This is a genomic window from Pseudomonas sp. CFBP 5748 (genome assembly GCF_053850495.1).
Map to the genome: position 1 here is coordinate 907,907 of NZ_JBSPTN010000001.1, position 23,833 is coordinate 931,739.

Genomic DNA, 23,833 nt, shown 5'->3' on the forward strand with positions numbered 1-23,833 from the left:
ACTGCTTCGGACCTACTTGATGTGCAGCTCCCGCAGAGACAAACTCATCGCCTCCTGATTGCTGAGATAATCTCGTCTGATCATCCTTTCCAGCAATTTAGTGCGGTCAAATACAAAGTCTCTGAGTTTGGCCAGGGGGTAAGGCAGATAGTGGAAGAGATTGCCCAGCTTGCGGGCGAATTCCACATGGTGATTGACGTAATCAACACGCTCTGCTTCGAATGCCGCAATGCCTTCAGCGAGGGCTTTTCCGTCGCTCAAATTCCGCTTGCCCAGTGTGCTGCCCAGGAAATACCCATCTTCAATGGCCATGCCCATCTGGTTGCTTCGCCGCTTCCAGCAGGGGCGCGCACATGGCTTCGATTTCGCCCATGCGGGCACCCATCTCGATGGCCAGGCCGATCGAGAGGTTCCAGACATAGTTTATCGGGAAATACTTGAACATAAGGCTTCCTCAATCAGTCGTTAGTTTTCGATTTTTTCATCGTCAATAATGGCTACCGCGCGTACAAAACCGGCGGAGGCGTGTTTGATCTTGTAGGGGGAAACACGACACCAGCAAACCGTGGTCTGTGATGCTCAACCCCAAGGACTGCTGGGCGATCCGGCGAGGGCGATGGCATTTGACCGAGCATCGTCACGAACTTTGCTGCCCCCATTACCCAGCGGCGTCGGCCACCGACCAAGTGACCGATTGTTGTTTGCCCCTAATGGCCTATGGCGAGATTCTGGGGCTGTCGCATATCCGTCAAGTTGGATTGCGGGACTTGTCCGAGGAGGGCTTACAGATTGCTGAGGCGGTGGCGGAACAAACGGCCCTGGCGTTGGCGAATGGCCGGATGCGCCAAGTATTGGAAACTCAATCCATCAAGGATCCGCTGACCGGGTTGTACAACCGGCGGTTCATGGACGAGACGCTTAAGCGCGAGCTGGCGCGCTCTGAACGTAATGGGTCAAACCTCAGTGTCGTCATGCTAGACCTCGATAACTTCAAGCACCTGAATGACGTCTATGGCCATTCTGCCGGCGACGCAGTGCTCCGTGCGGTCTCCGCTCTGATAATGCGATCGCTAAGGTCGTTCGATATTGCATGCCGATTCGGCGGAGAAGAGCTGATTGTGATTCTTCCAGAGTGTTCAGCCGAGGCCGCTGCATCAGGGGCTGAAACCATACGAGCGTCTTTGGAAGAAATGAGCCTTACGGACCACGGTCAGACGTTCACGGTAACAGCTTCCTTTGGGATTGCTTCTACAGAAACCTGTGGGGATGATCAGACCTCACTTCTGAAAGCCGCTGACTCGGCACTTTACGCGGCCAAGCGCCTTGGAAAAAACAGAGTTGAATCCTGGCCAATACTGAAAAACTGAGCTGAATAGTTTGCAAAAACGCGCGGCGGGGTCGGCCCCAGGCTGTACAACTTTGGGAGCGTGCAATCGCTCCCTTCGTGATCTACGAGGCCCACCGAGGCCAGTGCGTCGTTGCGTTCGACGCGCCGACGGGGTCCATGGATTTCTGTCAGGGCGACATGCTGGCGGTGCCGTTTCATACGCATCATTGGCAACGACTCCTCGCCGGAACCGATATAGCCCGACAACCACCAAGTGCTTGGCAAACCCAGGCTCTTTTTCCTTTAAGGATGGTCACGATGAAAACTTCAGCACTTGATTTTAATCGCTTCATCAATTCCTTGGGCGCACAGCTAGGCGCCTCATTGTCCCCGCAGAACGGTGTGTGTGCGTTATATGATTCCCAAGATAACGAAGCGGCCGTCATCGAGTTACCCGAGCACAGCGAGATGGTTATTTTTCATTGTCGCATCGCTCGCTGCCCGGAGCGCGCCGCCGACTTGCAGCGTTTGTTGAGCCTCAATTTCGACGTCGCCCGTTTGCACGGTTGCTGGTTCGCTGTTCACCAAGGGGATGTACGACTTTGCGCTCAGCGTGAACTGGTGTCGCTTGATGAGCCGACATTCTGTGACGTCGTCCGAGGTTTTATCGCCCAGGCGCGCGAAGCTCGCACGTTCTGGCAGTCCTGAACGGGAAAAGCGCCGCCTTGCCCCGGCGCTTCCCCTTGCTTCCTCTCAGGTTTTCAGTTCGAACCCGTCCTGTTCCAGCATGCCAGTCGCCTTCTTGAGCGGCTCTGAAGGTCGTGACAGTTCACCGTCAAATTTGTAACCAATAGGGGTGTCCTGGTCTTCTCCGTAAATAAAAGTGATCCGCCCGAGTGTTTTACTGACGCTCAGGGAAGTCCCGCTGTTGTAGCTGACCAGAGGCGACGGGGAGGTGAAGTTCTCCGCTTGGGTAACGGTATGGAAGACCGTCAGCCGCCTGATCCGCATGTTTTCGCGATTTTCCAGGTGGCTGGAGAGTTCGCCCTGAGTCATCGTGCCGTTGCGGCTTCCTTCGTCGATCTGGTCGATCAACGCATCTTTCGGTTCCAATCGCACGCGGGCAAGCGTACCGGCGCTCGCCTGCATCGCGTCGAGCATGGCTTGTAGCTTTGGATCCCGACTCATCAGGTCGGCGACCTTCGCCGCGTTGCCGGACGAACTCTCTCCGCTCACCAAACTGATGATTTTGCTGACCACACCATGCTGATCCAGGCCTGAAAGATTGGTTTTGCTCGTCTCGAAGCGTGCGCCACTCAACACGCTGTGGTTATTCGCCGAGGCCTCCTGCTTAACCGTTGCACGTTTCAATTGACGCAGAGCACTGTATTGCTCGTCGTTCTGCGAAGAGGTGCCGGCAAATAGTGCGTTGAGCCCGTCAAGCTGTGCCTGGATCTTCTCTTCGGGCGTCTTGCCGGTGTAGCGTGAGTTCAGGGGATCGGCCAATTCCGCCAGTCTGGCTTTGGTGGCGTTATCCTTGAAAGCGCTTCCCAGGGTGGCGGACAGTTTGCCGAGTGTTTGCGCGGTCATTGGCGTTGCCACTTCATAGCTGAACTTGACGCGTTTGGTGGTCCTTGATTCCACTGTGACGGTTGCCCCGCCGCCCAGGTTCATGGTCGCGGCTTGCGCCCCCGGTGTGGGCGTCGGCCCGGAGGTCGGCGTTGTCGTCGGATCGACATGGCTGCCGGCGATCTGCCCACGGGCCAGTCCGCCTACGGCCAAACTGTTGAAAAAGCGCGGTCGGTTCTTGCCGCCCTCACGCAATTCGGTCTTGTCATTTTTCTGTGTCAAGGAATAGTCGGTGTAGCTCAGCAAATTCACGCTGACATTTGCACCGATCCCCAGACGTGCCACGCCAGACAATGGATTGCTCTCATCTTCGGACAGACCGAAAGTGGCGCGCAGTTCCGCGTTCCCCCCGGCAGTAATATCGAAATTAAAGCGACGCGCTTCGTAGGTTTCATGGGCCACCGCTTTATTCAGCACGTGCAGCGGGTTCAGCTTCCCCTCGAACAGGTCGTCGACGAATCCGTCGATGTCTTCGTCCGGGACGCGGAAGACCACCCCCGCGCGTTGACTGGCCGCAGCGGTGGCGGTCACGTCCGCACCCAGGCGAAAGTTGGGCGTCATTGTGCGATTGTTGCCGATGTCGACACTGCGAGCCGGGTCGTTTTCGTCAAAAAAGCCCGGCCAGAAATCCTTGCCACCACCGACACCCGCGCTGAGGTTACCCGCGGCTTCGCTTATCAGATACAAGGTGATGCCCGCGTCGCCGCGTTCAGCGTTGAGGATGTAGTTGCGATTGCCAGTGGTGCCGGCAGATGGCCAAGGCCCGGCGGCCTTGTTGGCGAGGCTGAAGAAGGGGGTGGTGAGGTTCAGTCCATAGCCGCGTTGCAGGCCGATTTCATCGTCCTCATGCTCCAGCTGTTTGAGCATGGATTTGAACGTGTCCGCGAGGGCTGCCTGGTCCTTGCTGCCGGTAGCGGCTCGCATATTGACGCTGACGGCATGGTCGGGTTTTTTGAATGATTTCAGGAATGTCTTCACCGCATCATAGGCACTTTCCAATGCCGCGTTATCGGTAAAGCCCATGTCGGTGACCTGCTTGAGCGGGTTCTGTGCGTAGGTGACATCGCGCAGCGTGGCCAGTTTTCTTTGCAGCGCGGCCATGTCGCTCTGCGGAGTGAGCAGCTCAACCTGATCCAGAAGCGTACCGAGGTTTTTGAGCGTCACCAGATCCAAGGCCAAACGCGCCTTGGTCAAACCATGGTCGTCGCTGGTGTCGCGGCGTTGCCCCAGAGGGATATCGGCTTTCTGATGACTGAGTTTCAGTCCATGGTCCTTGAGCGTTCCAAGCAGCGTTGCGGTGCGGTTCTGCGCCGAAGGGGCGACTTGGGCCAGGGCATTTTCCAGTTCTCCGACCAGATCATGACCGGAGCTCTTGAAATTGAGTGTTGTGCCGAGATCGGCGAGCTTCTTGCCCCATTGGGTGCGTGTCGACGGCTTCGCCAGTTCGCCATGGAGGTTAAGCAGGCCATCGCGTTGACGCAGGTTTTTGAAGCGGCCGTAGCCCTGGGCGACGGTCATCAGCGCGGTGTAGCTGTGCTTTTCCAACTCGTCGCGCAGGGCTTCCAGTTCCTTGACCAACGTGGCGCTTTCAGGCCCCAGGTTCAGTCGGTCGATGCGTGCTTTGAGGTCGTTACCCGGAGCGGGGGGCTTTCCACCGGTTTCATGAATCAGTTCGAGTTGTTTGAAGAGGATCGACTGGCTGTCGTACACCTCTGCTAAGCCTTCCCGGCCCTGATATCGATGCTGGATATGGTTGCCGGCGTTCTTCATCCAGCGGGGCGTTTCCATCGTGTTTTTGTAAATGTTGGCGCGGATGAACTCGCTGGTGCTGGCGCGATTTTTGTTTTCGACTCCACCACGCCCCAGCACATTGACGTCCAGTGTGGCGGTCAGGCCAGTACCTGGAATTCGCCAGGTTTTGTTCGCCTGCTTGATTCTCGAGTAGGTATCGTTCAGACCATTCTCTTCCACGGGTCTGGGCCTGAACGGTTGCCATTGGCCGCCCTTGAGCCGTATCGGGTCCTGCTCCGGGCCGCCCTCGAGCTGAGCGCTCAGCACATTGTCATCGTTGCTATAGAGCGTGCTGACCGGTCGTCCTTCGGGTGTGGGGACGGGTGTCCATTTGGCTCGCAGATGATCAGCCAGCTTCGTCGCTTGCCAATCCTCCTTGGACAGGCTGTAAAGCTTGCCGGTGCTGGTGAGCGCATGCAGGTTGTGCTTTTCGTCCAGTGACAGGACCTTGATATCACCTTGCAATCCGGGAAAACCCAGTGTAACGGGCTTGCCATCCTTGCGATGGGCGGTCAATCGGTTCTGGTCGTCCAGTGCGACGAATTGTTTTTCGCTGACCATGGCAAAAGCCGTGATCACCCGGTTATCGAGCCCCTCGATTTCCTTGCCCATCGCGACCTTGGTCGAGCGTGGCGTCGGATGCAGTGCCGTATTGGCGCTGAATGGGAGATTGGGATGTTGAGGGCTCACATCGAGTTTGAGCAGCTTTCCGCCCTTGAGTACATAGGCGTTGCTGTCGGCACCGCGTTGCAGGCGATCGATGTCCTTGATGCCGGCGTCCTTCCAGCATTGCGCAGTGGCCTCCCAGCGCTGAATGCGTCCGCCGCTGAGGCCCACCAGCCCGGAGCGGTCTAGGTTGAGTCGGTCCGCGGCCGCGGGCGCGGCGGGCACGGTCAAGCCGCGTACATTGTCCAGCACCAGGGCGCCGCTGAGATTCCAGCCACTTTCCAGTCGGACGCCTGCCTCATCCAGTGCATGGGAGTGAACCTCGCCTTGGCGATTTTTGATCAGGGCATGAACGCGCCCGTCGTCCCCGCTGATAAACCCGCTGACACTGTGATGTTGATCCGTCAGCCGATAATTTTCCTGTTCGGGCATGAGTCGCAATGGCGACTCATCATTTTCGAAGGCGCTGCGTTCAGTGCTGTAGAGCCTGCCTTGGGTGTCTGCGACAAATAGTCGTCCGGCGCTCAGGCCAATTGCCGATGCCTGCGCCTGGCCGCCGTCCAGTTCCAGTGTTCGTGTTTTTTTCCAGCGCGGCCCATCAATGCCCGGGCTCATATCCGCCAGCACGACAGTTTGGGTCTCTTTGCCGCTGAGCAATGCAGCAGTGTTGTCTGGCGCAATGGAAAATGACGTGAGGTCATTGGCCTCGATGTGCGGCATCAACGGGCTGGAGAGGTCGACGACGACATCATCGCTTTTGGCGTAGATCGAGCCGTTCCCACCCGTCGAGAGGTGGTTGAAGGTGAGTTCTTCGGTGCCTTCGGGCGCCTTCCATCGGCTGCTTGACGGGTCAAATTGGTAGAGCCGATCTTCATGCACACGCAGATGTTCGCCATCGGAGCGATGATGCACGCCGGTGAGATGGGCCATGTGTGCCTTGCCTGGAAGCGCCTGGGTCTGGCGACCGCTGCTGGTGTCGATGTGGAGTTGGTCGCCTTCTCGTTGCAGACTCACCGCTGGGGCAGGGGTGCCGGTTGTTTCGAGCGTCTGCTTGCTGCTGCGAATCAATACCAGGGCGCTGTCGTCGTGGGCCAGATGCAACAGGTGCCCGTTAGGCTCGAGCAACTGATGTCCATGCACGCCCGGCCTGCTCTGATGGGCCAGGTAGGTCTGTCCAGGTTTGGCGAGAATATCGTTCAGCAATGGCGCCACGCCAGAGGTGCTGAACGCGGAAAAGTCGGGCCTTGAGTCGGCGCTAAGGGTAACCGTCTCCTGTGGTTGCGCGCCGCGCACCAGGCCGTTTTCCGTCAGGTCGAAACGGCCTGCGCCGCTGCGGCTCAACGCAGGTCGTGGGAGAGAAGCGGGTGTGTCGGTTTCATTGGTCTTGGTGCCCGATCCGCTTGCCTGGTCCGGATCGGGGCGAAGCATGGACTGGCGCATCCCATCGGAACCTTGCAAGCGGCCGTCGGATAAACGGGTCCTGCGAGCGGCATTGATCGCCGCCTCTTCGTCTGTCGAAGAAGCCGACCCTCTGGGCCTCACTCTATGTACCTGGGGATCTTCCGGTAAATCGAAACGAACGTGGCTGTTGTTTCTTGGCGCAGATTCGAGATCAGGTGGTCCGTCGGCGTCATTGGTTTTGGTGCCCGATCCGCTCGCCTGGTTCGGATTTGGGCGAAGCATGGACTGGCGCATACCATCGGAGCCTTGCAGGCGGCTGTCGGGCGACCGTGCCAGGCGAGCGGCGTTCGTTGCAATCTGTTCGTTCGACAGGGGGCGGGCGGGCTTGGTGGTGGGCGGCTTGGCAGCTGCCTGCCGAGGGGGTTTGGATTTCTGGAACAATTTGCCGACGTTTTTCAACATTCGTTTACCCACGCCACTGAGGGCGTGCGAGGAACCTTGAGTCGGTTGTTCGGTGCGTTGCTGCAAGTCGGAGCTGGCGGGAGGGCTCGGCAGCGTTGTCGGGTGGGCGGTATTGCTGGTGGTGCGGTTGATCGTCGGTGTCGGCATTTGGTATCTCCCGTCCAGGCCGTTGTCTGATAGCAGCTTCGGTAAAATTCTGGAATTTCTTCTGTCGCTGAGTGGTGCGCAATCCTTAACGGTTCCGTTGCAACGACAGTCAGATTAAGTGTTTCGGTTTCATGGGGTGTCATTCAGCCCGATTGGAAGGGAACCGTATTGGCGAGCGGGCCACGTAGGATGGACATGCTCAGGATGTCGTCCCATGCCGCCCGCTTTTCCAAATACCTTGAACGGGTCGCTCACCCGCTCGATCCAAATCGCCGTCCTGGCTTTGGGTTCGCTGTGTGCGGGCTGCCAGACGGTTGACTATTCGCAGCCGCGCCTGGATCGCACGCCGCGTCTGGTGGCGGGCCTGGCTTACAGATCGGAGGGGCGAGCGCCGGGTTTTGGGCGCACGGCAGCGGGTAGCGACAGGCCTGTGTTCAACGGCGAGGATGTCTGGCTGCGAATAGCCCAGCGATGTAACCTGATCGATCATCAACAGATTAATGAACGGATTGTCCGCCAACGTGACTGGCTGCAGAGCAATCAAGGTTTTTTGCGCGGGGCCAGTACTCGCGCCGGTCCGTACTTGCATTACATCGTCGAACGCCTGGATGAGCGCCAGATGCCGCTGGAACTGGCGTTATTACCCATGATCGAAAGCGCTTATAATCCGATGGCCAGCTCCTCGCGTGCCGCAGCTGGTCTATGGCAATTCGTTCCCGCCACCGGGCGCCACTTCAACTTGCATCAGAGCGCTACTTACGACGCCCGGCGTGATGTGGTCGCATCGAGCAAGGCGGCCATGGATTACCTGACGCGCCTGCATGATCAATTCGACGGTGACTGGCTGTTGGCGTTGGCGGCGTACAACGCCGGTGAGGGCACGGTCGGGCGTGCGATTGAAGCCAATCGCCAGCGCGGCAGGCCCGTCGATTACTGGCACTTGACTTTGCCCAAGGAAACCCAGGATTACGTACCGCGTTTACTGGCGCTCTCTTTGATCGTGCGCAACCCCGAAGCCTACGCAGTGCAGCTTACGCCCGTGGCGAATACACCGTATTTTGATGTAGTCCAGTTAAACCACGCAGTGGATCTTACGCAGCTTGCGACGGTGTCAGGCGTAGACGGCGGACAACTATTAGGACTCAATGCAGCGTTTTTGCAGAGCAAGACGTTGGAGGGGCCTGGGCATCTGCTGATACCGAAGGCTCAGGGTCAAGCTTTGGCGGCTGGCATCATGCGACTCACGGGACAGTCGCCGGTCACTCCCCCCGTGTTTGGTCACGACGCCACTCAGGTAGCTGTACGCCCACCCGAGCATCAAACGATGAAATCGGTGGGAGTGGCCGAGCGGACACCGATACCGAAAATCGCCCCGCCGGTACATGCAGTTAAAAGTCTGCCACAGTCTGAAGCGGTGCAGAGCATTGAGGTGGCTGAGCATCGGATAGTGTCGCCAGTGCGAACAGTGCATTCGCAAGAGGGGGCCTCCGCGCCTGAAACGGTGCAAGCAGAACACCCAATAGACGACCGTTCGTCGCCGCGCTTCGGTGATCGCATTGAATATCGTGAAAAACCCAGGGCTCCACGAGTGGTTTTGTACGCCAGTGAGCCCAGTCAATAATTTCCTGGCTCGGGCGCGGTTGCCGGCAAATCGTTGATAATTGCCCTGTTTTGGTGCTTTTGCGGGAAGCCGGCAGCCAACAATCGTTCCAGCACGTCACGCATCTCCAATGCGCTTGGAGAGTTCGGATTTTTCCATGCGAGGAAATAGATATTCAACTGAACCATTTCATTTGTAAGCAAATGTAAAGCTATTTAGTAATACTATTTATCCTCCCAAGAAAGCCGCCACGCTTGCCGTTCAAAAATCCTTAGTGACTCTCTATTCTCGACAGCTAAGTGTTCTCCGGCGCTCACGTTCATCTGGTTAACTGGATCCAACCTTTCAAAAATGCTCCGCTCATACCACCTCGTTTTCGGTTTTCCGAATGGGGGGGTGGCAAAAAGCTATCTCGCAGCGCCCCCCAAAAACTTGAGGATCCTGCGCTCGACAAAGCGACCTGTACGCCAGCGTTCGGAAAACCGACTTGTTTAAAGATACGGCCTGGCGTCGCTGTTAAGTTTTAACTAAATCGATACTTTGATTTTTGAAAAAAGCTGCGTTCTGTTTAACTTTAAAGTTGCCAGAATTTCATGAGTTAACAGTTGAGCAGAAAAGCGTAAGTCAGATGAGGGTGTGGTAAATATAGATCCGAAGTGTGCAACTTTATTGCCCGGAGTCTACAACTTTCTTATCAGCTTGATCGCTTGTCGGATGTGATCTGTATCACGCTTTTTGCTGGCCTGATTGATCGGTCCCAGGGCATGTGCTAGGCCTCGCCTGGCGAGTGCGAAGTCTTCTCAAACTCGCTTGTAAGCGAGTCTTGGTAGGGGGAACCCTACTCAGGGTAAGGCGGTTGGGCGGGTTGACTCGGAGGGAATAACGTTTATTAAATTACCTGGCTTGAACTTCCTGCCAAACGTGAAGAATCGTGAGGTAACTGAGTATGGTAAACAATAAATAGAGGGAGGATTGGGTGTTTCGTTGTCGTTCCACAGAACTAAATTAGTATATTTCTGCCTTGTAAGGCGTGCGATTATTCATTCGCCTGCATCCACAGAGAGAGCATTTCGATGGGCACCGAAGTCGATGTTAGTGGTCACGAGTTTTGGGGCAATACTGCATTTTCACTCTGTCATCAAACTGAAATAAACGGCGCTTTGCTGAACATGGATTGGCTGCTGTGTGGCGAGACCGGATCCGGCAAGGATACGTTAGCCAATCGAATCCATGAGCAGTCCGGCCGGTCCGGGCCGTTTGTCGGCATGAACTGCGCGGCCATCCCGGAACAGCTCGCCGAAAGTCAACTGTTTGGTGTGGTCAATGGCGCATTTACCGGCGTCTGTCGTTCACGTGAGGGCTATATCGAAGCGTCCTCGGGGGGCACGTTGTACTTGGACGAGATCGACAGCATGCCGCTGAGCCTGCAAGCCAAGTTGTTACGCGTCCTGGAAGCGCGGGGCGTTGAGCGCCTTGGTTCAACGGCCTTCATTCCCGTGGATCTGCGCGTCATTGCATCGGCCCAACGGCCGCTGGATCAACTGGTGGAGCAAGGGCTTTTTCGCCGCGATCTGTTTTTTCGGCTTAACGCGTTGACGGTCCATTTGCCCGCCTTGCGTAAACGCCGGGATCAGATCCTGCCCTTGTTCGACCAGTTCACCCAGTGCATCGCGACAGAGTTTGGTCGCCCCGTACCGGTCCTTGACCGTGGCCGGATGCAACTGCTGCTCAGCCACGATTGGTCGGGCAATATTCGGGAACTGAAAACGGCGGCCAAACGTTTTGTGTTGGGTTTCCCATTGTTGGGCACGGATCCGGTAGAGGTCCGCAGTCCGGCCCCCAGCCTGCGGGATCAACTTCGCGTGATAGAGAAAATGCTCATCCAGGATGCATTGAAGCGACACCGCCAAAACGTCGAGGCCGTGGTTCAGGAGTTGGATATTCCCAAACGTACCCTTTACCACCGCATGAAGGAGCTAGGAGTCGCGGCCCAGATCGCAGCTTCGGCCTGAATCTGTAACGTTGCTGTATCAAGCAATCCTGATGGATTAGAGGTCGTGGATGAGTGTTGACGACGGGTTTGAGCACTATTTTGATGAAGAATGCATTCCCAATCTGGGGATTGTTGCCGAAAGCATTACACAATTGGGCATCGACGTACTGTTGTCGGGCGAGACCGGCACGGGCAAGGACACGATTGCAGAACGGATCCATGCGATGTCCGGCCGCAAGGGCCGCTTCGTCGCGATGAATTGCGCGGCGATTCCCGAATCACTGGCCGAAAGCGAGTTGTTTGGCGTGGTCAGCGGCGCCTACACCGGCGCCGACCGCTCGCGGGTCGGTTACATCGAAGCAGCACAAGGCGGGATCTTGTACCTGGATGAAATCGACAGCATGCCACTGGCCCTGCAGGCCAAATTGCTGCGGGTGTTGGAAACGCGCGCGATTGAACGACTGGGCTCAACGTCAACGATTCAACTCGATATCCGTGTGATTGCCTCCGCACAACGCTCGCTGGACGCTGCGGTAGAGCAGGGGCACTTTCGCCGCGACCTGTTTTTTCGGTTGAACGTTCTGCCCCTGGAGTTGCAGCCGTTGCGTGTCCAATGTGAGCGTATTGTGCCGTTGTTCATTCGGTTCGCGGCCGCCGCCGCCAGCGAGTTGAAGAGGACGGCCCCCAGGGTCTGCCCACAGTTGCAGCACATGCTCCTGACCCATGACTGGCCCGGCAATGTCCGGGAGCTCAAAGCTGCGGCGAAGCGATTTGTGCTCGGTTTCCCCGTGCTGGGTGTCGGCCCGGACCACGAGGAGCACCAGGCTTGCGGGCTTAAATCACAGTTGAGGGTGATCGAAAAGGTTCTGATCCAAGAGTCGCTCAAACGTCATCAAAACTGCGTCGATGCCGTGAGCGAGGAGTTGGGCATGCCGCGCCGTACGCTCTATCGCCGTATCAAGGAATTGCGCATCTGACTTTTTGCGCACGGGCATGGAACCGATCCACTGGTCGTTGCCACTTATTCAGTACCAAGCAATCACGCTGGTGCATACCAAGGGGTAACACGATATGACGGGTAAAGTAAGTAACAGCAGCAGTGGTGGTGGCCAGCACTACAACCTGCCACCAGCCGCCAACAGCGGCAGCGGCAGCGGCGGTCAACAATTCAACATGCCGTCGAGCTCCGGTGGCAATAATCAGGCGATCGCCGCGCAGGAAAAAGCCAGTGCCGAGCAAGACGCCAACCAGGCAAAGCTGATCGCGCTTCAATCGGCGGAAACCATCAAGAAGCAAACCATGGATGTGTTGAACGCCATTCAATCGGGCAAGGATGACTCTTCGAACAAGAAGATCAGCGCCACTGCGCAGAGCGCCAAAGGCGTTAGCTACTAATTCTTCCTGATCGCCCCCTCACCAGAGGGGGCTGCTACCTGAGGGGTGGTGGTTCTATGCAAAGTGCCAATGGGGTTATGTTACCGCTAGGTTTATCGATGTTGTTTGCTTTGTCGTCCGGGCACGGCGTGGCGAGTGGTGGAGCAAGCAAATCCAGCAAGGCGCTACAGGACGTGATCGCCTTGTTGGTCAAGGCGCTGACCAAGGACGGCCAGTTGGACGAAAGCTCGCCTCTGGGCAAGATGCTCGCCAAGATGATGGACGCCCATGGCATCCACGGTCGTGGGCCCGAGAGCATCGCGGCAGCCCTGGACAAGCTCATTCACCAGAAATTGGGTGATAATTTCGGCGCTTCAGCGGACATCGCTTCGGGTGGCGGCACTCGCCTGCTCAACGGCGGTTCCGCCGGCAATGACGGCACTGGCAAGTCTGATTTAATGATGCAAGTGCTGGCCGGTTTGGGCAAAGCGTTACTCGATGATCTATTGACCAAGCAGAACGATGGAGCGACTTTCTCTCGCGATGACATGCCGCTCTTGAAGCAGGTCGCGCAATTCATGGATGACAACAAAGCTCAGTTCCCGACTCCGGACTCGGGGTCGTGGATGAATGAACTCAAGGAAGACAACTTTCTGAACGACAACGAAACCGCAATGTTTCGCTCGGCTCTCGATCTCATCGGTCAGCAATTCGGTAAGCAACAGAGCGCCGCAGCGACCAATCAGGGGGGGCTTGGCAGCCTTGTGAGTGATGGCGGAAGTTCGCCTGTTTCGCTCGGCGATGCCGGTCTTGCTTCCGGCCTCATGGGCAATGGCAACGAAGACTCGCTTCAATCGCAGCCGACGCTGGCCGGTGGAGGTTTGGGAACGCCTGTCAACGACTCGTCGCAGGGAGAGGCCATCCAAGGTGACCTTACCTTGAAACTTGACCTGGGGTTGTTGCCAGGGGGAGGGGTCAAAGTGGGCCTGGAGCTATCCCTGCAAGGTCATGACCTCCAGAGCAGTGCGGTGCAGGCAGCAGCTCAGATCCTCAATACGCTGCTTCAAGGCGGCAACAACCAGGCCGTGGCCTGACGGAGAGCACCTGTGACCATTTCCCATGTTACTCATTCTAGGAACATCTCGCCGGAGCTTGGCCAGGATGTGCGGCAGGGGCTCGTCTCCGAACCTGCCCAGGCGGATGTCGACTTGTTTGCCGCGGCAGTGCGTCCGGACAACGTTACGTCCCATCTTTCCGATCAGATAGCGGGCGCCGTGTCCGAGCGTCTGGGTGATACCGAAAAGCTCTCACAGCAGGCGTTACGAGCGATGAAAAAAGCCGCAACTTCTGAAGATGGAACGGAGATTATCCAGATGGGGCGCGCGCTGTCGCAATGTTCGTTGCAAATGGCGTTGACGACCAAGGTCGTGAGCAAGAGCGCCCAGGCGCTCGATAAGCTGACCAATCTGCAGTAGAGGTTCTCCGTGAATTTTCTGAGCGCAGGGCTGCTGTTGTTCTGCATGCTCCTGCTCGGCGGCTGCAGTGATGAAACCGATCTGTTCACTGGTTTGACCGAGCAGGATTCCAATGAGGTCATTGCGCGCCTGGCGGATCAGCATATCGATGCGCGTAAACGCATGGAAAAAAACGGGGTGGTGGTCACCGTTGCGACCGGTGAAATGAATCGTGCCGTGAGGGTATTGGACGCCGCTGGCTTGCCTCGGCACTCACGCACCAGCTTGGGTGAAATCTTCAAAAAGGAAGGCGTGATTTCGACGCCCCTCGAAGAGCGTGCCCGCTACATCTACGCCTTGTCCCAGGAACTGGAATCGACCTTGTCGCAGATCGATGGAGTGATCGTGGCGCGGGTGCATGTGGTGTTGCCTGAACGTGTTGCGCCGGGGGAGCCGGTTCAGCCTGCGTCCGCCGCAGTCTTTATCAAATATTCGGCATCCCTTGATCCTGACAGCGTGCGAGGGCGTATCCAGCAGATGGTCGCGAGCAGTATCCCTGGGATGTCCGCGCAATCAGCGGACTCCAAGAAGTTTGCCATTGTCTTCGTGCCTGCCGTGGAGTTTCAGGAAACCAGGCAATGGGCAAGTTTGGGCCCTTTCAAGGTCGATGGCGCGGACCTTCCGTTCTGGACCGCAATGCTCTGGCTGATGCCCGCTGGGGCCATGCTATTGCTGTTGGTCGTCGCGCTGCTGTTGCGCCGCGACTGGCGCGCGATGTTGTTGCAGCGGTTAGGGCTCGCTCGTCGCGGTCATTCGAACCTGTCGGCTCGAGCATGAAGAGCCCGGCCGCTGAGGATCTATGGGTCCGCTGGTGGTGCAATCCTTGGGATTGGGCGCATCCGGCCTGGCAGGAACGATTTGCCAGCTCCGCGGGGGCGTCGATCGACGCTTGTGACGCACTCATGGTCAGTCGTCACGGGGCGTTTGTGCAAAGCGTCGGTATTGACCCCAGTCAGCCACCGATCATTGCCGAGTCGGTATTGCGCTGGCTGACGCTGACGTCGTCACAACGGGATCGAGCGTTGGCGCTGGCACAACAAATCTGTTTTACCCAAACCGAACGTGACGGGGCTGACGGCCGATGGTGTTGGGCGGTGACCCGAGGATTGCGCCCCGGCGCCTGGCTGAAATCCCAGAGCCGCGATGCGCGCCTGGTGCTCGGCGCCTGGCTGGGGCCGCCATACTGGTCACGATTGCGCCTGGCATGGCCGCCCGATGACGTTGCCGAGAGTCCGGTCCAGGCTCCCGAAAACAAGCTCCAGACGTTATGGCAAGCCATCCTCTGGCGAGTCATGTCGACCTGAATTCCTTCCCTGCGCGCCAGGAGTTGTCCATGCTCGCCAAACGCCGTATCGCTCTGACGGATTCTGTGGTTTTGCCCGAACCGATCCTGCGCCGTGAGCACATCGCTGACAGCCTGCTGGCACGAGAGATCCTCTTCGACGCCCAGCAGCAAGTACAGGCAATGAGGGTTGTCCAGCAAGAGGAGGGGCAGCGACTGCATCGGCAAGCGTTGGCTGAATTCTGGGAAACGGCCAACGCTTTTCTCCAGGATCTCCAGGTTCAGCGTGATGCCTTGCAGCAACAGGCAATGAGCGCGGTGGAAGAATTGCTCAGTGATGCGTTGCGGCATTTGCTGGACAACACCACCCTGGCGGAGCGGGCGCGAGCGCTGGTGAAAAACCTGGCGGCCAGCTTACCCAATGAAGCGGTTGCGACGCTCAGTGTTCACCCCGACATGGTCGAACCCTTGGCCGAGTGGCTGGCGCAGAGCCGCTTTGCCGAGCTTTGGCAGCTCAAGCGCGATACAACCCTGACGCCGGGCAGTCTGCGCCTGAGCGATGCCAACGGTGCGTTCGAAATTGATTGGGCGGACCTGCGCGACGGTTTGCTGGGGGCCGATCGAGCGGGCTGACAATGGCTTTGACCCAGTGATGGAACCGCTCGGCAACTTTGCTCCACTCAAAGGGTGAACCCTTTTGCTGGAGTACCTGTAAGTGATCAATTTCAAGAGCTTGCAACACCACCTCGACCACTCATTGAGTCGCGCCCAGTCCCATATGGAAGATGCCGCGATGGACGCCTCGGAAAGCGGCTCCATCGAAGATCTGCAGGCATTCAACGATGCCCAGCGCGAGACGGATGTCGCCAACATCGCCGTCAATGAAAGCCTGCGGGCCAAGCACGGCATCACCAAAGCGATCATCGATGGAATTCAGTGACTTCACCGAGATCCTCGATCAATGGTCCAGGCAGCTTCCGGCGACCGCGCTGGACTGCTGGATCGATGAAGCCAACGCACGCCTGGTGGTGATCGACAACGGCGTGCGTTGCAGCATCGAGTTACTCGATCCCTATGACGCCAGCGACCCGCACAGGCTCGCTGCCTTGCTCAGTCAGGGCGGAGCAAGCCTGGCGTGTTCCTGCGAGGGTGCGCTGGCCATCGATCCGCAGACCCGTTGCGTGGTTCTGGTGAGTTGGATACCCGCACCTTGTACTCGCGATCAGTTACTGGACCAGTTGGAAAACCTGGCCAATCAGCGTGCGGCCATGCTCAGCCTGACGCACGCAACGATCCATAATCAGGCGCTCGCATCGTCCGGGCGCACGAACCTCAATCACCGGCAACCAGGAGTGTGAAATGCGCAGGGCCTTGATGTGGTTGCTTTTATTGTCGATTGGGGTGACACCCGCCACTTGGGCGTCCGTTCCCGAATCCTGGAAACATACGGCCTATGCCTATGACGCCCATCAGGCCGAACTGGCGACCGCGCTGGCGGATTTCGCCAAGGAGTTCGGCCTGGGGCTGGATTTGGTACCCATCGAGGGCAAGCTTGATGGACGCATTCGCGCCGATAATGCCGAGGCGTTCCTGGAGCGGTTGAGCCAGGAACACCACTTCCAGTGGTTTGTTTATAACGACGTGCTGTACATCAGCCCGTCCAGCGAACATACCTCTGCGCGCATCGAGGTCTCATCCGACGCGGTGGATGATCTGCAAACGGCCCTGACCGATGTGGGCCTGCTGGATAAACGGTTCGGCTGGGGCGCGTTGCCGGACGAAGGGGTGGTGCTGGTCCGTGGCCCGGCCAAGTATGTAGAGCTGGTGCGCGACTACAGCAAAAAAGTCGAACCGCCGGAGAAAGCCGACAAACAGGACGTGGTGGTGTTGCCGCTGAGGTACGCCAACGCGGCCGATCGCACCATTCATTATCGCGACCAGGAACTGATGGTGGCCGGTGTTGCCAGCATCCTGCAGGAACTGCTGGAGAGCCGCTCACGAGGCGACGACACCACCAGCCTCAAACTGTTGTCGGGCGCCGCCGGCGACAACCGTTCAAGCCTCACCGGGCTGGGCGCTGCTGGCTTGCCCTACAACCTGGACGCCAGCGGCATAGACACCGGTGCCTTGCAGCAAGGTCTGGACCGGGTCCTGCACTATGGCAGCAAGAAGCCTGGCAAGGGCCAGGCCGGCGGTCTCGCGAGCATCCGTGTCAGTGCCGACGTGCGCAACAATGCCGTGCTGATCTACGACCTGCCTGAGCGCAAGGCGTTGTACGAAAAACTGGTCAAGCAATTGGACGTGCCGCGCAACCTGATCGAAATCGATGCGGTGATACTGGATATCGATCGCAATGAGTTGGCGGAGCTGGCCAGCCGTTGGAACTTCAACTCGGGCAATTTCAGTGGTGGCGCGAATCTGTTCGACGCCGGAGCCAGCTCGACGTTGTTCCTCCAGAATGCGGGCAAGTTTTCCGCGCAGCTGCGTGCGTTGGAGGGCAATGGATCGGCATCCGTCATCGGAAACCCTTCGATCCTGACGCTTGAGAACCAGCCGGCGGTGATCGATTTGAGCCGGACCGAATACCTCACGGCCACTTCCGAACGGGCCGCCAATATCCTGCCCGTCACGGCGGGTACGAGCTTGCAGGTGATTCCACGCTCGCTGGATCACGACGGTAAGCCGCAAATCCAAATGATTGTCGACATCGAGGATGGCCAGATCGATGTGTCGACCATCAATGACAAACAGCCAAGTGTGCGCAAGGGCAACGTCAGTACCCAGGCGGTGATTGCCGAGCATGGCTCACTGGTGATCGGTGGTTTCCATGGGCTGGAAGCCAATGACCGGATCCACAAGATTCCTCTGCTGGGCGACATTCCCTACATCGGCAAACTATTGTTCCAATCCCACAATCGAGAGCTGAGCCAGCGCGAACGGCTGTTCATCCTGACGCCGCGATTGATTGGCGATCAGGTCAATCCGGCGCGTTATGTGGAGAATGGCAACCCCCATGACATCGACGATCAGATGAAAAAAATCAACGAACGACGCGACGGAGCTGATCGGCCGACCCGGGGCGATATCCAGAGAGCCTTTACCCAATTGGTCGATGGCGCCGCGCCTGAGGGAATGAACGCTGGCGAAACCCTGCCATTTGAAACCGACAGCTTGTGTGACGCTGGCGAGGGCCTGACGCTCGACCGGCAACGTTCGCAGTGGTTTGTCCAGAAGGATTGGGGGGTTGCGGTGGTCGTGGCGCATAACAATACAGACAAACCGGTACGCATAGACGAAAGCCGATGCGGTGGTCGCTGGGTCATTGGCGTTGCCGCCTGGCCGCGTGCATGGCTGCAACCAGGTGAGGAAAGCGAGGTGTACATCGCCATGCGCCAACCGCAGGTATCGAAAATGGCCAAAGAGAGCCGACCTTCGCTGCTCCGGGGAGCAAAACCATGAAGATCCCAAGCCTTGCGATCGCATTGGCGCTGTTCGGTACGTTGACGGGGTGCGCCACCCATGGTTGCTCCGGGTACGCCTGCAAACGTCCGGACTCCAACTACCGCGAGCTGGTCATCTGGTGGCCGGCGGACATGCGCGAAGGTCTTCTGGAGAGTGATAAGGACCGGGACTATACCGTTGTCCAACTGAGGGATTAGAGATGAACGAGGTCACTGAACAAGCGGCTTTCTACGCACAGGTCGCCGCTCGTCGCGCGGCGCTCTGGCCAATCGCAAAAGGCGTCGTGTTCGTCAGTCGCAGTGAACATCAAGACTGGGGCATCGCGTTGCACATCGAAGGCCGTGCTCTGAGCACCGATCAACTGCATGAGGCGCTGCAACGACGTTTCACGCAGGCGGAGCGATTTCGCCGTTACTTTTTGTTCCTTGATGCACAGCGCGATTTGGTTGTATGGCATGCGGTGAAGGAGGGCGCTGTCTCTGTCGCCGACCTGGACGAGGTGCGGCGTCATGAGTTGCAACTGGCGGGGTTGGACCACTTGAGCGAACAAGCGCACTAAGGGCCCGGATCACCGGCAGTCGCGACACGCCATGCCCTTTGAAGCCCGCGTTCGCGGGCGAGCGCATTGAGCGCAGCAACGCTCAGTGCGCGATCATCGTTACGACAATCCGTTCTCAAACGGCCGGCGCCGGGTTTCCTGCGATAGGGCAATGGCCGTCGATATTCAAGCGCGCTTCACGGTGCGTCGTCGATGCGAATCACTTCGTCAGTGACTTCTTCCAGTTGGCGGACCACCTTGTAGATGTGCGCGACAGCCAACAGCGTGGGCCTGGGGATGTATTTGCCGGCCTTGACCTTGTACAGGGTGCGCGCCAGCCAAATGCTCTGGATCACGGGAATCCCGGCTTTTTTGGCGCGATCGATCAACGCCAGCGCTTCTTCGTCCTCACCCTTGCAGTGAATCCTTGGCAGCGGTGTTTCTCCAGGCCGGTAGTAAAGACCCACCGCATAATGGGTGGGGTTGACCAGCAACATGTCAGCGTCTTCCACCGGTTGGGGGGCGGCGCTGGGCTCCTGGTTGAGAATTTCATGGGCCAGTTGGCGGCGATGACCTTTTACGTGGGGGTCGCCTTCGGACTGTTTGTATTCTTTCTTGATGTCGTCGTGGCTCATGCGCAGCTTCTTGGCGTGGAAGTATTTCTGCATGGCGAAGTCGACCATTGCGATCACCAGCAGCAGGCCCAGGGTCACCCGCAAAATGTGCCGGAACAGCTCGACCAGTGCATGCCAGTAGGTGACCAGATCGCTGTTTGCCAGCAGGACCAGGGTGCCCAGCGCCGGTTTGACCGATACGTACAAGGTTGCTCCGATGGCGGCGGCTTTGAGTACGCTGAGCAACAGGTTGGTGATGTTTTGCCCCGAAAACATCTGTTTGGCGTGGGAGAAGGGATTGATCTTGTTGAGGTCGATTTTCAAGGCCTTTGGCGCGAAGAGAAAACCGATCTGGATCCAGGTGGCGAGCAGGCGCATCAGCATCGCCAGGCCGACGCTGCACAGCGTGAAAACCAGCAGCACGGCGAGGCCTTCGCTGGCAATCATCTCCACCGCCGCCGTGAACGGTGAGTCGATGTGTTTGTACGAAAGCGCCAGCAATGCCTGTAGGCGGTCAACACTTTCGTCGGCCAGGCTGAAGGTGATTTCGCTGACGGCCACCAGTACCATCAATTTGCCCAAGTCCTGGCTTTGTCCCACCTGGCCTTTTTCCCGCGCATCGCGGAGTTGCTTGGGCGTGGCTTTTTCGGTTTTTTCGCTCATGGCACCTGTACCAGAAGACTGAGCAGCGATTTAAGATCGGTCAGCTTGGCCAGTTGGCCATTCCCCAGTTCCAGCAACGTCGGCAGATAAATCAACAGGAACGCCAGACCGGCCATGCTTTTGGCCGGCATGGCCAGAACCGAAACGTTCAGCTGTTGCGCATACAGGCCGATAATCGCCAGCGCTGCCTCGACCAACAGCAGCAGCGCGATGAAAGGCGCGGCATACAGCAGCATATGGTGGAGGGTCTGGCTCAACTGATCGAGAAATACATCCAGGCCCTCCACCGTCATTCCCGGCAACCAGGCAGTGGGCGGCCAGACGCTGTAGCTGTCCCAGATGACCTGAGTGATCAGCGACAGCCCTCCACTGAGAATGACCAGCATGATCAGGGTTTCCTGAAACAACTCGCCCAGCGGCGTCGCGTCCGGTCCCAGGGCCGGGTTCAGTTGGCCGCCGCTGAGTGCGCCGCGCTGGCTGTCGAGCAGGGCACCGACCGAGGCGAACATCCAGAACGGCGCATACAGCAGCAGCCCCAACAGCGCACCGAGCACGGCTTCCTTGAGCAGCAGGGCACCCATGACGAACCCGTTATCGTCCAGCGAGCTCAAGGCACGGCTGATCCCTGGGGCCGGGACCATCGACACGACGGCCACGACGGCATAGCGCAATGGGCCCTTCAAATATTTGAAACAGAACGCCGGCACCAGCAGCATGCACGGCAACAAACGAGCCATTGCCAGGCCCATGCCAAGCATCAGCTCGAAGGCGTTCTGCGCGTCGAAGGGCATCTAGTGGGCGACTCCAGACCGGGCAATCAGGTCGAAGGCCATGTTGATGAACTGGATCAGCTCGACGCCGATCCAGCGGCCGGTGAGAGCCAGTGTCAGCCCGACAGCTCCCAGTTTGATGCCGAACGGCAGGGTCTGATCCTGGATTTGCATCAATGCCTGCAGCAACGATGTGACCACGCCCACCAATACTGCAACGCCGAGCGGCGGAGCGGTCAGGATGACCACTAGGAACATGCCTTGCTTGAACAGCGCCAACGCTTCCATGACTGCCTCACATGTACGAATAAAACAGGCTGTCGAGCAGGCGCGACCAGCCCGATACCAGCACGAACAACAGCAGCTTGAGCGGCAGCGACAGGGTCATCGGCGAAACCATTTGCATGCCCAAGGCCAGCAGGAGGTTGGAAACGATCAGATCGATAACGATGAACGGGATATAAATCAGAAAGCCGATCTCGAAACCGGCTTGCAGCTCGGACAGGACAAACGCCGGGATGGCCAGCAATAGGTCGTTCTTGCTCGCCTGATCCGCCATTTCCTTGGGCCACATGCGCTGGGTGTTGTCTAGCAGGTGGGCGATCACATCGGGATCGGTGTTACGCGTCATGAAGCGTTGCAGGGGCTCGATCACGGTCCTGGCACTGGCCTGCAACTTATCCGTGTTGCCCAGTTCCAGCGGATGGGCCTGCACCCGTTGCTGGATTTCGTGGGCGACCGGGGCCATGACGAACATTGTGGCGGCCAGGGCGATGCCATACAGCGCCATGTTCGGTGGGACCTGCTGAACACCGATGGCATTTCGGGTGATCAACAACGTCATGGCGATTTTCAGGAAGGCGGTACAGACGATCAACAGGAATGGAATCAGCGACAACGCGCCAAGAAACAGCGCCAGCAGAATCGGGTTCATACCCTCCATGATCATGATGGGGACGCCAACCGGGTAATCTCGAGCCCTAGGCGGCCGTCGACATCGACCAGTTCACCCTCGGCCACCACCCGCTCGCCGTGACACAGCGTGGCATGGCCGGGCGCTATACCGCTGACTTCAATGATGCTCCCGGCACTCAACCTTTGCAGTTCGCCGAGGGTCAACTTGAGTGCTCCGCAGCGCAGCGTCAGGTCCAGTGCCAGCGATTGAAGAGCAGACGGGTCGGCCTGTTCCGATGGCGCGTCGGATTCGTAGTGCCCATCCCCGCTCAAAGGTCCGGGCAGAGACTGGCCGGCTTGCGGGTCAGCGGCGTCGTCGCTCGCATCGTCGTCTTCGAGGGTTTCGACATCGTCGTAATAGAGATTTTCAGTGCTCATCGAAAGTGTGTTCCTCGTGACTTAGCCGCAAAAAAAGTTGCTGCGCCTGGCCAGTGACGTCCGCTGCCCACCGTCGCCCGGCGAGCGCGAGGCGCCCTTGTCCAGCACCGTCGAATCGGCACAGGGCAGGCAAGACCACGTCACCAGGGCGCAATGAGGTCAGTTGCTCAAGGGTCAATGCCAGCTCGCCTATGATCAGCGGGGTGGTGACTTGCCACGCCTCATCAAGCGGTTCATTCCGGGCTTGCCAGCGGGCCGCGCTCAGCAGCCGAAGCAGGGTGTCGGGGGTGGCGTGCAATTGGGCATGCAAGGTCTGTTCGTCGCGGCGAACCTGGATACGGCAGCCGACGGTGGCTGATGCCGGGCTCTCGGACAATAGTTCCAGGGGCGCGAGCAGCGCGGCGATCGTCGGACTCAAGCGTTGATTGAAAAACTGCCAATACCACGGTTGCTGCTCGCCTTGCAGTGTCAACGGCGCGTCGCCGAGCAGGCTCAGCAGCGCCTCGGCATCGGTCAGGCAAAGCGCACCGACCGCGCTGCCCAGCCAAGCGCCAGCGGCATCGGGCCCGGTCTGGGCCAATGGAGGTAGCAGGGTCAGTTCGGCTTCATGGTCCCGTGTGCTGAAGCTCAACTGCTGACCGGCGCCAAGCTCACGCGTTGCGCGGGCCAGCAAAGCGTTGACCTTGCGCAAGTTCAGCTTGTTCATGCTTCGAGGTCTTCCTGCATGTCCAGTTCGACGTCCTGCCCCAACGCTTGCGAGAGTGAGTCTCGGCATGCATCGGCATGCCCTTGCAGGCGCTTGAGCACATCGCGGCGAGCAAAGCCAAGTTGGACGTTCCAGCGGTTTTCGGTCTTGTGGGTATGAACCCGCACGCTGCCGAGGTTGGGCATCAGCAACGTGAAGCTGAGGGGGCCTTCCGGCTGACCGGACAGGCGCTGCGCCAGCTCATCGATCAGTTGGGTCGGCACTGGTTCCGCTCGCACCGGGAGGGCGATGCCACCGCCCCCGAAGCCTTGCCGATCGGGCTCAGCGTCCACTGGCGGCACCAGCAGTTGGGAAAAGAACAGACCATCGGTGCAAATCAATGTATCCGGCGACGGTTTGTTCAGCGTGGACCGATTGCCTGGCGCGTCGCCACGGCTCGAACAGCCAGAGGCGGGGTGTTTTTCCCTTGTGGGCATCGTCGACCATTGGGTGGGCGTAGGGCTTGGCGCAGTCGATGCCGTCGGCGCTTTTGGCGCTGGTTTGATCGGGGGAGTCATTGGCA

General features: G+C 58.4%; 26 protein-coding genes and 2 pseudogenes. 16 read left to right on the plus strand and 12 right to left on the minus strand.

What is annotated here, in order from left to right; all coding sequences use genetic code 11:
- Positions 1-12: 12 nt before the first annotated feature.
- From ACWNZ1_RS04175 to ACWNZ1_RS04185, 3 genes and pseudogenes are all read right to left on the minus strand, one after another.
- Entirely contained in the window at positions 13-318 is a 306-nt protein-coding gene (locus ACWNZ1_RS04175) for a hypothetical protein (protein WP_456027404.1), read from the minus strand.
- Positions 308-445 (minus strand): annotated as a pseudogene (locus ACWNZ1_RS04180) (alpha/beta hydrolase); the annotation flags it as partial. The pseudogene ACWNZ1_RS04180 and the gene ACWNZ1_RS04175, both read right to left, overlap by 11 nt.
- A 20-nt stretch (positions 446-465) precedes the next feature.
- Positions 466-565 (minus strand): annotated as a pseudogene (locus ACWNZ1_RS04185) (cyclase family protein); the annotation flags it as partial.
- Between the two features lie 10 nt (positions 566-575).
- On the opposite strand from ACWNZ1_RS04185, the gene ACWNZ1_RS04190 reads away from it, so the two are divergent.
- Entirely contained in the window at positions 576-1,367 is a 792-nt protein-coding gene (locus ACWNZ1_RS04190; protein WP_288916323.1) for a sensor domain-containing diguanylate cyclase, read from the plus strand.
- Between the two features lie 278 nt (positions 1,368-1,645).
- On the plus strand, positions 1,646-2,035 hold the full coding sequence (locus ACWNZ1_RS04195) for a type III secretion system chaperone (protein ID WP_456027405.1): 390 nt from the start codon (positions 1,646-1,648) through the stop codon (positions 2,033-2,035).
- 45 nt (positions 2,036-2,080) lie between these two features.
- Here the strand turns inward: ACWNZ1_RS04195 and ACWNZ1_RS04200 are convergent, their stop codons facing one another.
- Positions 2,081-7,423, minus strand: coding sequence for an AvrE-family type 3 secretion system effector (locus tag ACWNZ1_RS04200; RefSeq protein WP_456027406.1), 5,343 nt, complete (start codon positions 7,421-7,423; stop codon positions 2,081-2,083).
- A gap of 214 nt (positions 7,424-7,637) precedes the next feature.
- Here ACWNZ1_RS04200 and ACWNZ1_RS04205 point away from each other — a divergent pair, with 214 nt between their 5' ends.
- Positions 7,638-9,044 carry a transglycosylase SLT domain-containing protein gene (locus tag ACWNZ1_RS04205; RefSeq protein WP_288913837.1) on the plus strand — a complete coding sequence of 469 codons (1,407 nt, stop codon included), beginning with the start codon at positions 7,638-7,640 and terminating at the stop codon, positions 9,042-9,044.
- Here ACWNZ1_RS04205 and ACWNZ1_RS04210 read toward each other — a convergent pair.
- On the minus strand, positions 9,038-9,202 hold the full coding sequence (locus tag ACWNZ1_RS04210) for a hypothetical protein (protein ID WP_288913839.1): 165 nt from the start codon (positions 9,200-9,202) through the stop codon (positions 9,038-9,040). The two genes, ACWNZ1_RS04205 and ACWNZ1_RS04210, sit on opposite strands and share 7 nt — an antisense overlap.
- 894 nt (positions 9,203-10,096) lie before the next feature.
- Here ACWNZ1_RS04210 and ACWNZ1_RS04215 point away from each other — a divergent pair.
- The 13 genes from ACWNZ1_RS04215 (at position 10,097) to ACWNZ1_RS04275 (ending at position 19,207) form a co-directional block, all read left to right on the plus strand.
- On the plus strand, positions 10,097-11,035 hold the full coding sequence (locus ACWNZ1_RS04215) for a sigma 54-interacting transcriptional regulator (RefSeq protein WP_288913841.1): 939 nt from the start codon (positions 10,097-10,099) through the stop codon (positions 11,033-11,035).
- A gap of 49 nt (positions 11,036-11,084) precedes the next feature.
- Positions 11,085-11,993 (plus strand): sigma 54-interacting transcriptional regulator, encoded by a 909-nt coding sequence (locus ACWNZ1_RS04220; protein WP_288913844.1) that lies wholly within the window; start codon positions 11,085-11,087, stop codon positions 11,991-11,993.
- A 94-nt stretch (positions 11,994-12,087) separates the two neighbouring features.
- Positions 12,088-12,411 (plus strand): hypothetical protein, encoded by a 324-nt coding sequence (locus ACWNZ1_RS04225; protein WP_288913846.1) that lies wholly within the window; start codon positions 12,088-12,090, stop codon positions 12,409-12,411.
- A gap of 56 nt (positions 12,412-12,467) precedes the next feature.
- Positions 12,468-13,484 (plus strand): harpin HrpZ family protein, encoded by a 1,017-nt coding sequence (locus ACWNZ1_RS04230; RefSeq protein ID WP_456027407.1) that lies wholly within the window; start codon positions 12,468-12,470, stop codon positions 13,482-13,484.
- A gap of 12 nt (positions 13,485-13,496) precedes the next feature.
- The gene (sctI, locus tag ACWNZ1_RS04235; RefSeq protein WP_288913852.1) at positions 13,497-13,865 is read left to right on the plus strand and encodes a type III secretion system inner rod subunit SctI; all 369 of its coding nucleotides are present in this window, start codon (positions 13,497-13,499) and stop codon (positions 13,863-13,865) included.
- 9 nt (positions 13,866-13,874) lie between these two features.
- Positions 13,875-14,681: a type III secretion system inner membrane ring lipoprotein SctJ gene (gene sctJ / locus ACWNZ1_RS04240; RefSeq protein WP_456027408.1), complete on the plus strand. Its 807-nt coding sequence runs from the start codon at positions 13,875-13,877 to the stop codon at positions 14,679-14,681.
- Positions 14,678-15,208 carry a type III secretion protein gene (locus tag ACWNZ1_RS04245; protein WP_456027409.1) on the plus strand — a complete coding sequence of 177 codons (531 nt, stop codon included), beginning with the start codon at positions 14,678-14,680 and terminating at the stop codon, positions 15,206-15,208. The genes sctJ and ACWNZ1_RS04245 overlap by 4 nt, the downstream gene beginning before the upstream one ends.
- A gap of 29 nt (positions 15,209-15,237) precedes the next feature.
- The gene (gene sctL / locus ACWNZ1_RS04250) at positions 15,238-15,819 is read left to right on the plus strand and encodes a type III secretion system stator protein SctL (protein WP_456027410.1); all 582 of its coding nucleotides are present in this window, start codon (positions 15,238-15,240) and stop codon (positions 15,817-15,819) included.
- 82 nt (positions 15,820-15,901) lie between these two features.
- Positions 15,902-16,126 carry a type III secretion protein gene (locus ACWNZ1_RS04255; RefSeq protein WP_456027411.1) on the plus strand — a complete coding sequence of 75 codons (225 nt, stop codon included), beginning with the start codon at positions 15,902-15,904 and terminating at the stop codon, positions 16,124-16,126.
- Positions 16,113-16,544, plus strand: coding sequence for a type III secretion system chaperone (locus ACWNZ1_RS04260; protein ID WP_288913866.1), 432 nt, complete (start codon positions 16,113-16,115; stop codon positions 16,542-16,544). The genes ACWNZ1_RS04255 and ACWNZ1_RS04260 overlap by 14 nt, the downstream gene beginning before the upstream one ends.
- Position 16,545: 1 nt before the next feature.
- Positions 16,546-18,645 (plus strand): type III secretion system outer membrane ring subunit SctC, encoded by a 2,100-nt coding sequence (gene sctC / locus ACWNZ1_RS04265; RefSeq protein ID WP_456027412.1) that lies wholly within the window; start codon positions 16,546-16,548, stop codon positions 18,643-18,645.
- Positions 18,642-18,845, plus strand: a complete 204-nt coding sequence (gene hrpT, locus ACWNZ1_RS04270; protein WP_288913870.1) for an HrpT family type III secretion system protein — start codon at positions 18,642-18,644, stop codon at positions 18,843-18,845. Before sctC ends, hrpT begins: the two co-directional genes overlap by 4 nt.
- A gap of 2 nt (positions 18,846-18,847) precedes the next feature.
- Positions 18,848-19,207 carry a type III secretion protein HrpV gene (locus ACWNZ1_RS04275; RefSeq protein ID WP_288913872.1) on the plus strand — a complete coding sequence of 120 codons (360 nt, stop codon included), beginning with the start codon at positions 18,848-18,850 and terminating at the stop codon, positions 19,205-19,207.
- Positions 19,208-19,383: 176 nt separating this feature from the next.
- On the opposite strand, the gene sctU is transcribed toward ACWNZ1_RS04275, so the two are convergent.
- From sctU to ACWNZ1_RS04310, 7 genes are read right to left on the minus strand one after another with little or no spacing between them, the layout of a single operon-like run.
- Positions 19,384-20,463 carry a type III secretion system export apparatus subunit SctU gene (sctU, locus tag ACWNZ1_RS04280; protein ID WP_288913873.1) on the minus strand — a complete coding sequence of 360 codons (1,080 nt, stop codon included), beginning with the start codon at positions 20,461-20,463 and terminating at the stop codon, positions 19,384-19,386.
- On the minus strand, positions 20,460-21,254 hold the full coding sequence (gene sctT, locus ACWNZ1_RS04285) for a type III secretion system export apparatus subunit SctT (RefSeq protein ID WP_456027413.1): 795 nt from the start codon (positions 21,252-21,254) through the stop codon (positions 20,460-20,462). The genes sctU and sctT overlap by 4 nt, the downstream gene beginning before the upstream one ends.
- Positions 21,255-21,521: a type III secretion system export apparatus subunit SctS gene (gene sctS, locus ACWNZ1_RS04290; protein WP_288913879.1), complete on the minus strand. Its 267-nt coding sequence runs from the start codon at positions 21,519-21,521 to the stop codon at positions 21,255-21,257.
- A 7-nt stretch (positions 21,522-21,528) separates the two neighbouring features.
- Positions 21,529-22,182: a type III secretion system export apparatus subunit SctR gene (gene sctR, locus ACWNZ1_RS04295; RefSeq protein ID WP_456027414.1), complete on the minus strand. Its 654-nt coding sequence runs from the start codon at positions 22,180-22,182 to the stop codon at positions 21,529-21,531.
- A complete protein-coding gene (locus ACWNZ1_RS04300; protein ID WP_288913883.1) occupies positions 22,179-22,565 on the minus strand; it encodes a FliM/FliN family flagellar motor switch protein in 387 nt (128 codons plus the stop codon). The genes sctR and ACWNZ1_RS04300 overlap by 4 nt, the downstream gene beginning before the upstream one ends.
- A complete protein-coding gene (locus ACWNZ1_RS04305) occupies positions 22,555-23,271 on the minus strand; it encodes a type III secretion system protein (protein WP_288913885.1) in 717 nt (238 codons plus the stop codon). Before ACWNZ1_RS04305 ends, ACWNZ1_RS04300 begins: the two co-directional genes overlap by 11 nt.
- Positions 23,268-23,828 (minus strand): type III secretion system HrpP C-terminal domain-containing protein, encoded by a 561-nt coding sequence (locus ACWNZ1_RS04310; protein ID WP_456027415.1) that lies wholly within the window; start codon positions 23,826-23,828, stop codon positions 23,268-23,270. The genes ACWNZ1_RS04305 and ACWNZ1_RS04310 overlap by 4 nt, the downstream gene beginning before the upstream one ends.
- Between the last annotated feature and the right edge of the window lie 5 nt (positions 23,829-23,833).

Coding starts and splice junctions, on each gene's coding strand:
- ACWNZ1_RS04225 (WP_288913846.1), top strand. CDS start 12,088: ATGACGGGTAAAGTAAGTAACAGCAGCAGTGGTGGTGGCCAGCACTAC.
- ACWNZ1_RS04195 (WP_456027405.1), top strand. CDS start 1,646: ATGAAAACTTCAGCACTTGATTTTAATCGCTTCATCAATTCCTTGGGC.
- ACWNZ1_RS04175 (WP_456027404.1), bottom strand. CDS start 318: ATGGGCATGGCCATTGAAGATGGGTATTTCCTGGGCAGCACACTGGGC.
- ACWNZ1_RS04205 (WP_288913837.1), top strand. CDS start 7,638: ATGCCGCCCGCTTTTCCAAATACCTTGAACGGGTCGCTCACCCGCTCG.
- ACWNZ1_RS04220 (WP_288913844.1), top strand. CDS start 11,085: ATGAGTGTTGACGACGGGTTTGAGCACTATTTTGATGAAGAATGCATT.
- ACWNZ1_RS04230 (WP_456027407.1), top strand. CDS start 12,468: ATGCAAAGTGCCAATGGGGTTATGTTACCGCTAGGTTTATCGATGTTG.
- sctC (WP_456027412.1), top strand. CDS start 16,546: ATGCGCAGGGCCTTGATGTGGTTGCTTTTATTGTCGATTGGGGTGACA.
- ACWNZ1_RS04190 (WP_288916323.1), top strand. CDS start 576: ATGCTCAACCCCAAGGACTGCTGGGCGATCCGGCGAGGGCGATGGCAT.
- ACWNZ1_RS04215 (WP_288913841.1), top strand. CDS start 10,097: ATGGGCACCGAAGTCGATGTTAGTGGTCACGAGTTTTGGGGCAATACT.
- hrpT (WP_288913870.1), top strand. CDS start 18,642: ATGAAGATCCCAAGCCTTGCGATCGCATTGGCGCTGTTCGGTACGTTG.
- ACWNZ1_RS04200 (WP_456027406.1), bottom strand. CDS start 7,423: ATGCCGACACCGACGATCAACCGCACCACCAGCAATACCGCCCACCCG.
- ACWNZ1_RS04300 (WP_288913883.1), bottom strand. CDS start 22,565: ATGAGCACTGAAAATCTCTATTACGACGATGTCGAAACCCTCGAAGAC.
- ACWNZ1_RS04275 (WP_288913872.1), top strand. CDS start 18,848: ATGAACGAGGTCACTGAACAAGCGGCTTTCTACGCACAGGTCGCCGCT.
- sctL (WP_456027410.1), top strand. CDS start 15,238: ATGCTCGCCAAACGCCGTATCGCTCTGACGGATTCTGTGGTTTTGCCC.
- sctR (WP_456027414.1), bottom strand. CDS start 22,182: ATGATCATGGAGGGTATGAACCCGATTCTGCTGGCGCTGTTTCTTGGC.
- sctU (WP_288913873.1), bottom strand. CDS start 20,463: ATGAGCGAAAAAACCGAAAAAGCCACGCCCAAGCAACTCCGCGATGCG.
- ACWNZ1_RS04245 (WP_456027409.1), top strand. CDS start 14,678: ATGAAGAGCCCGGCCGCTGAGGATCTATGGGTCCGCTGGTGGTGCAAT.
- ACWNZ1_RS04305 (WP_288913885.1), bottom strand. CDS start 23,271: ATGAACAAGCTGAACTTGCGCAAGGTCAACGCTTTGCTGGCCCGCGCA.
- ACWNZ1_RS04260 (WP_288913866.1), top strand. CDS start 16,113: ATGGAATTCAGTGACTTCACCGAGATCCTCGATCAATGGTCCAGGCAG.
- ACWNZ1_RS04310 (WP_456027415.1), bottom strand. CDS start 23,828: ATGACTCCCCCGATCAAACCAGCGCCAAAAGCGCCGACGGCATCGACT.
- sctS (WP_288913879.1), bottom strand. CDS start 21,521: ATGGAAGCGTTGGCGCTGTTCAAGCAAGGCATGTTCCTAGTGGTCATC.
- sctT (WP_456027413.1), bottom strand. CDS start 21,254: ATGCCCTTCGACGCGCAGAACGCCTTCGAGCTGATGCTTGGCATGGGC.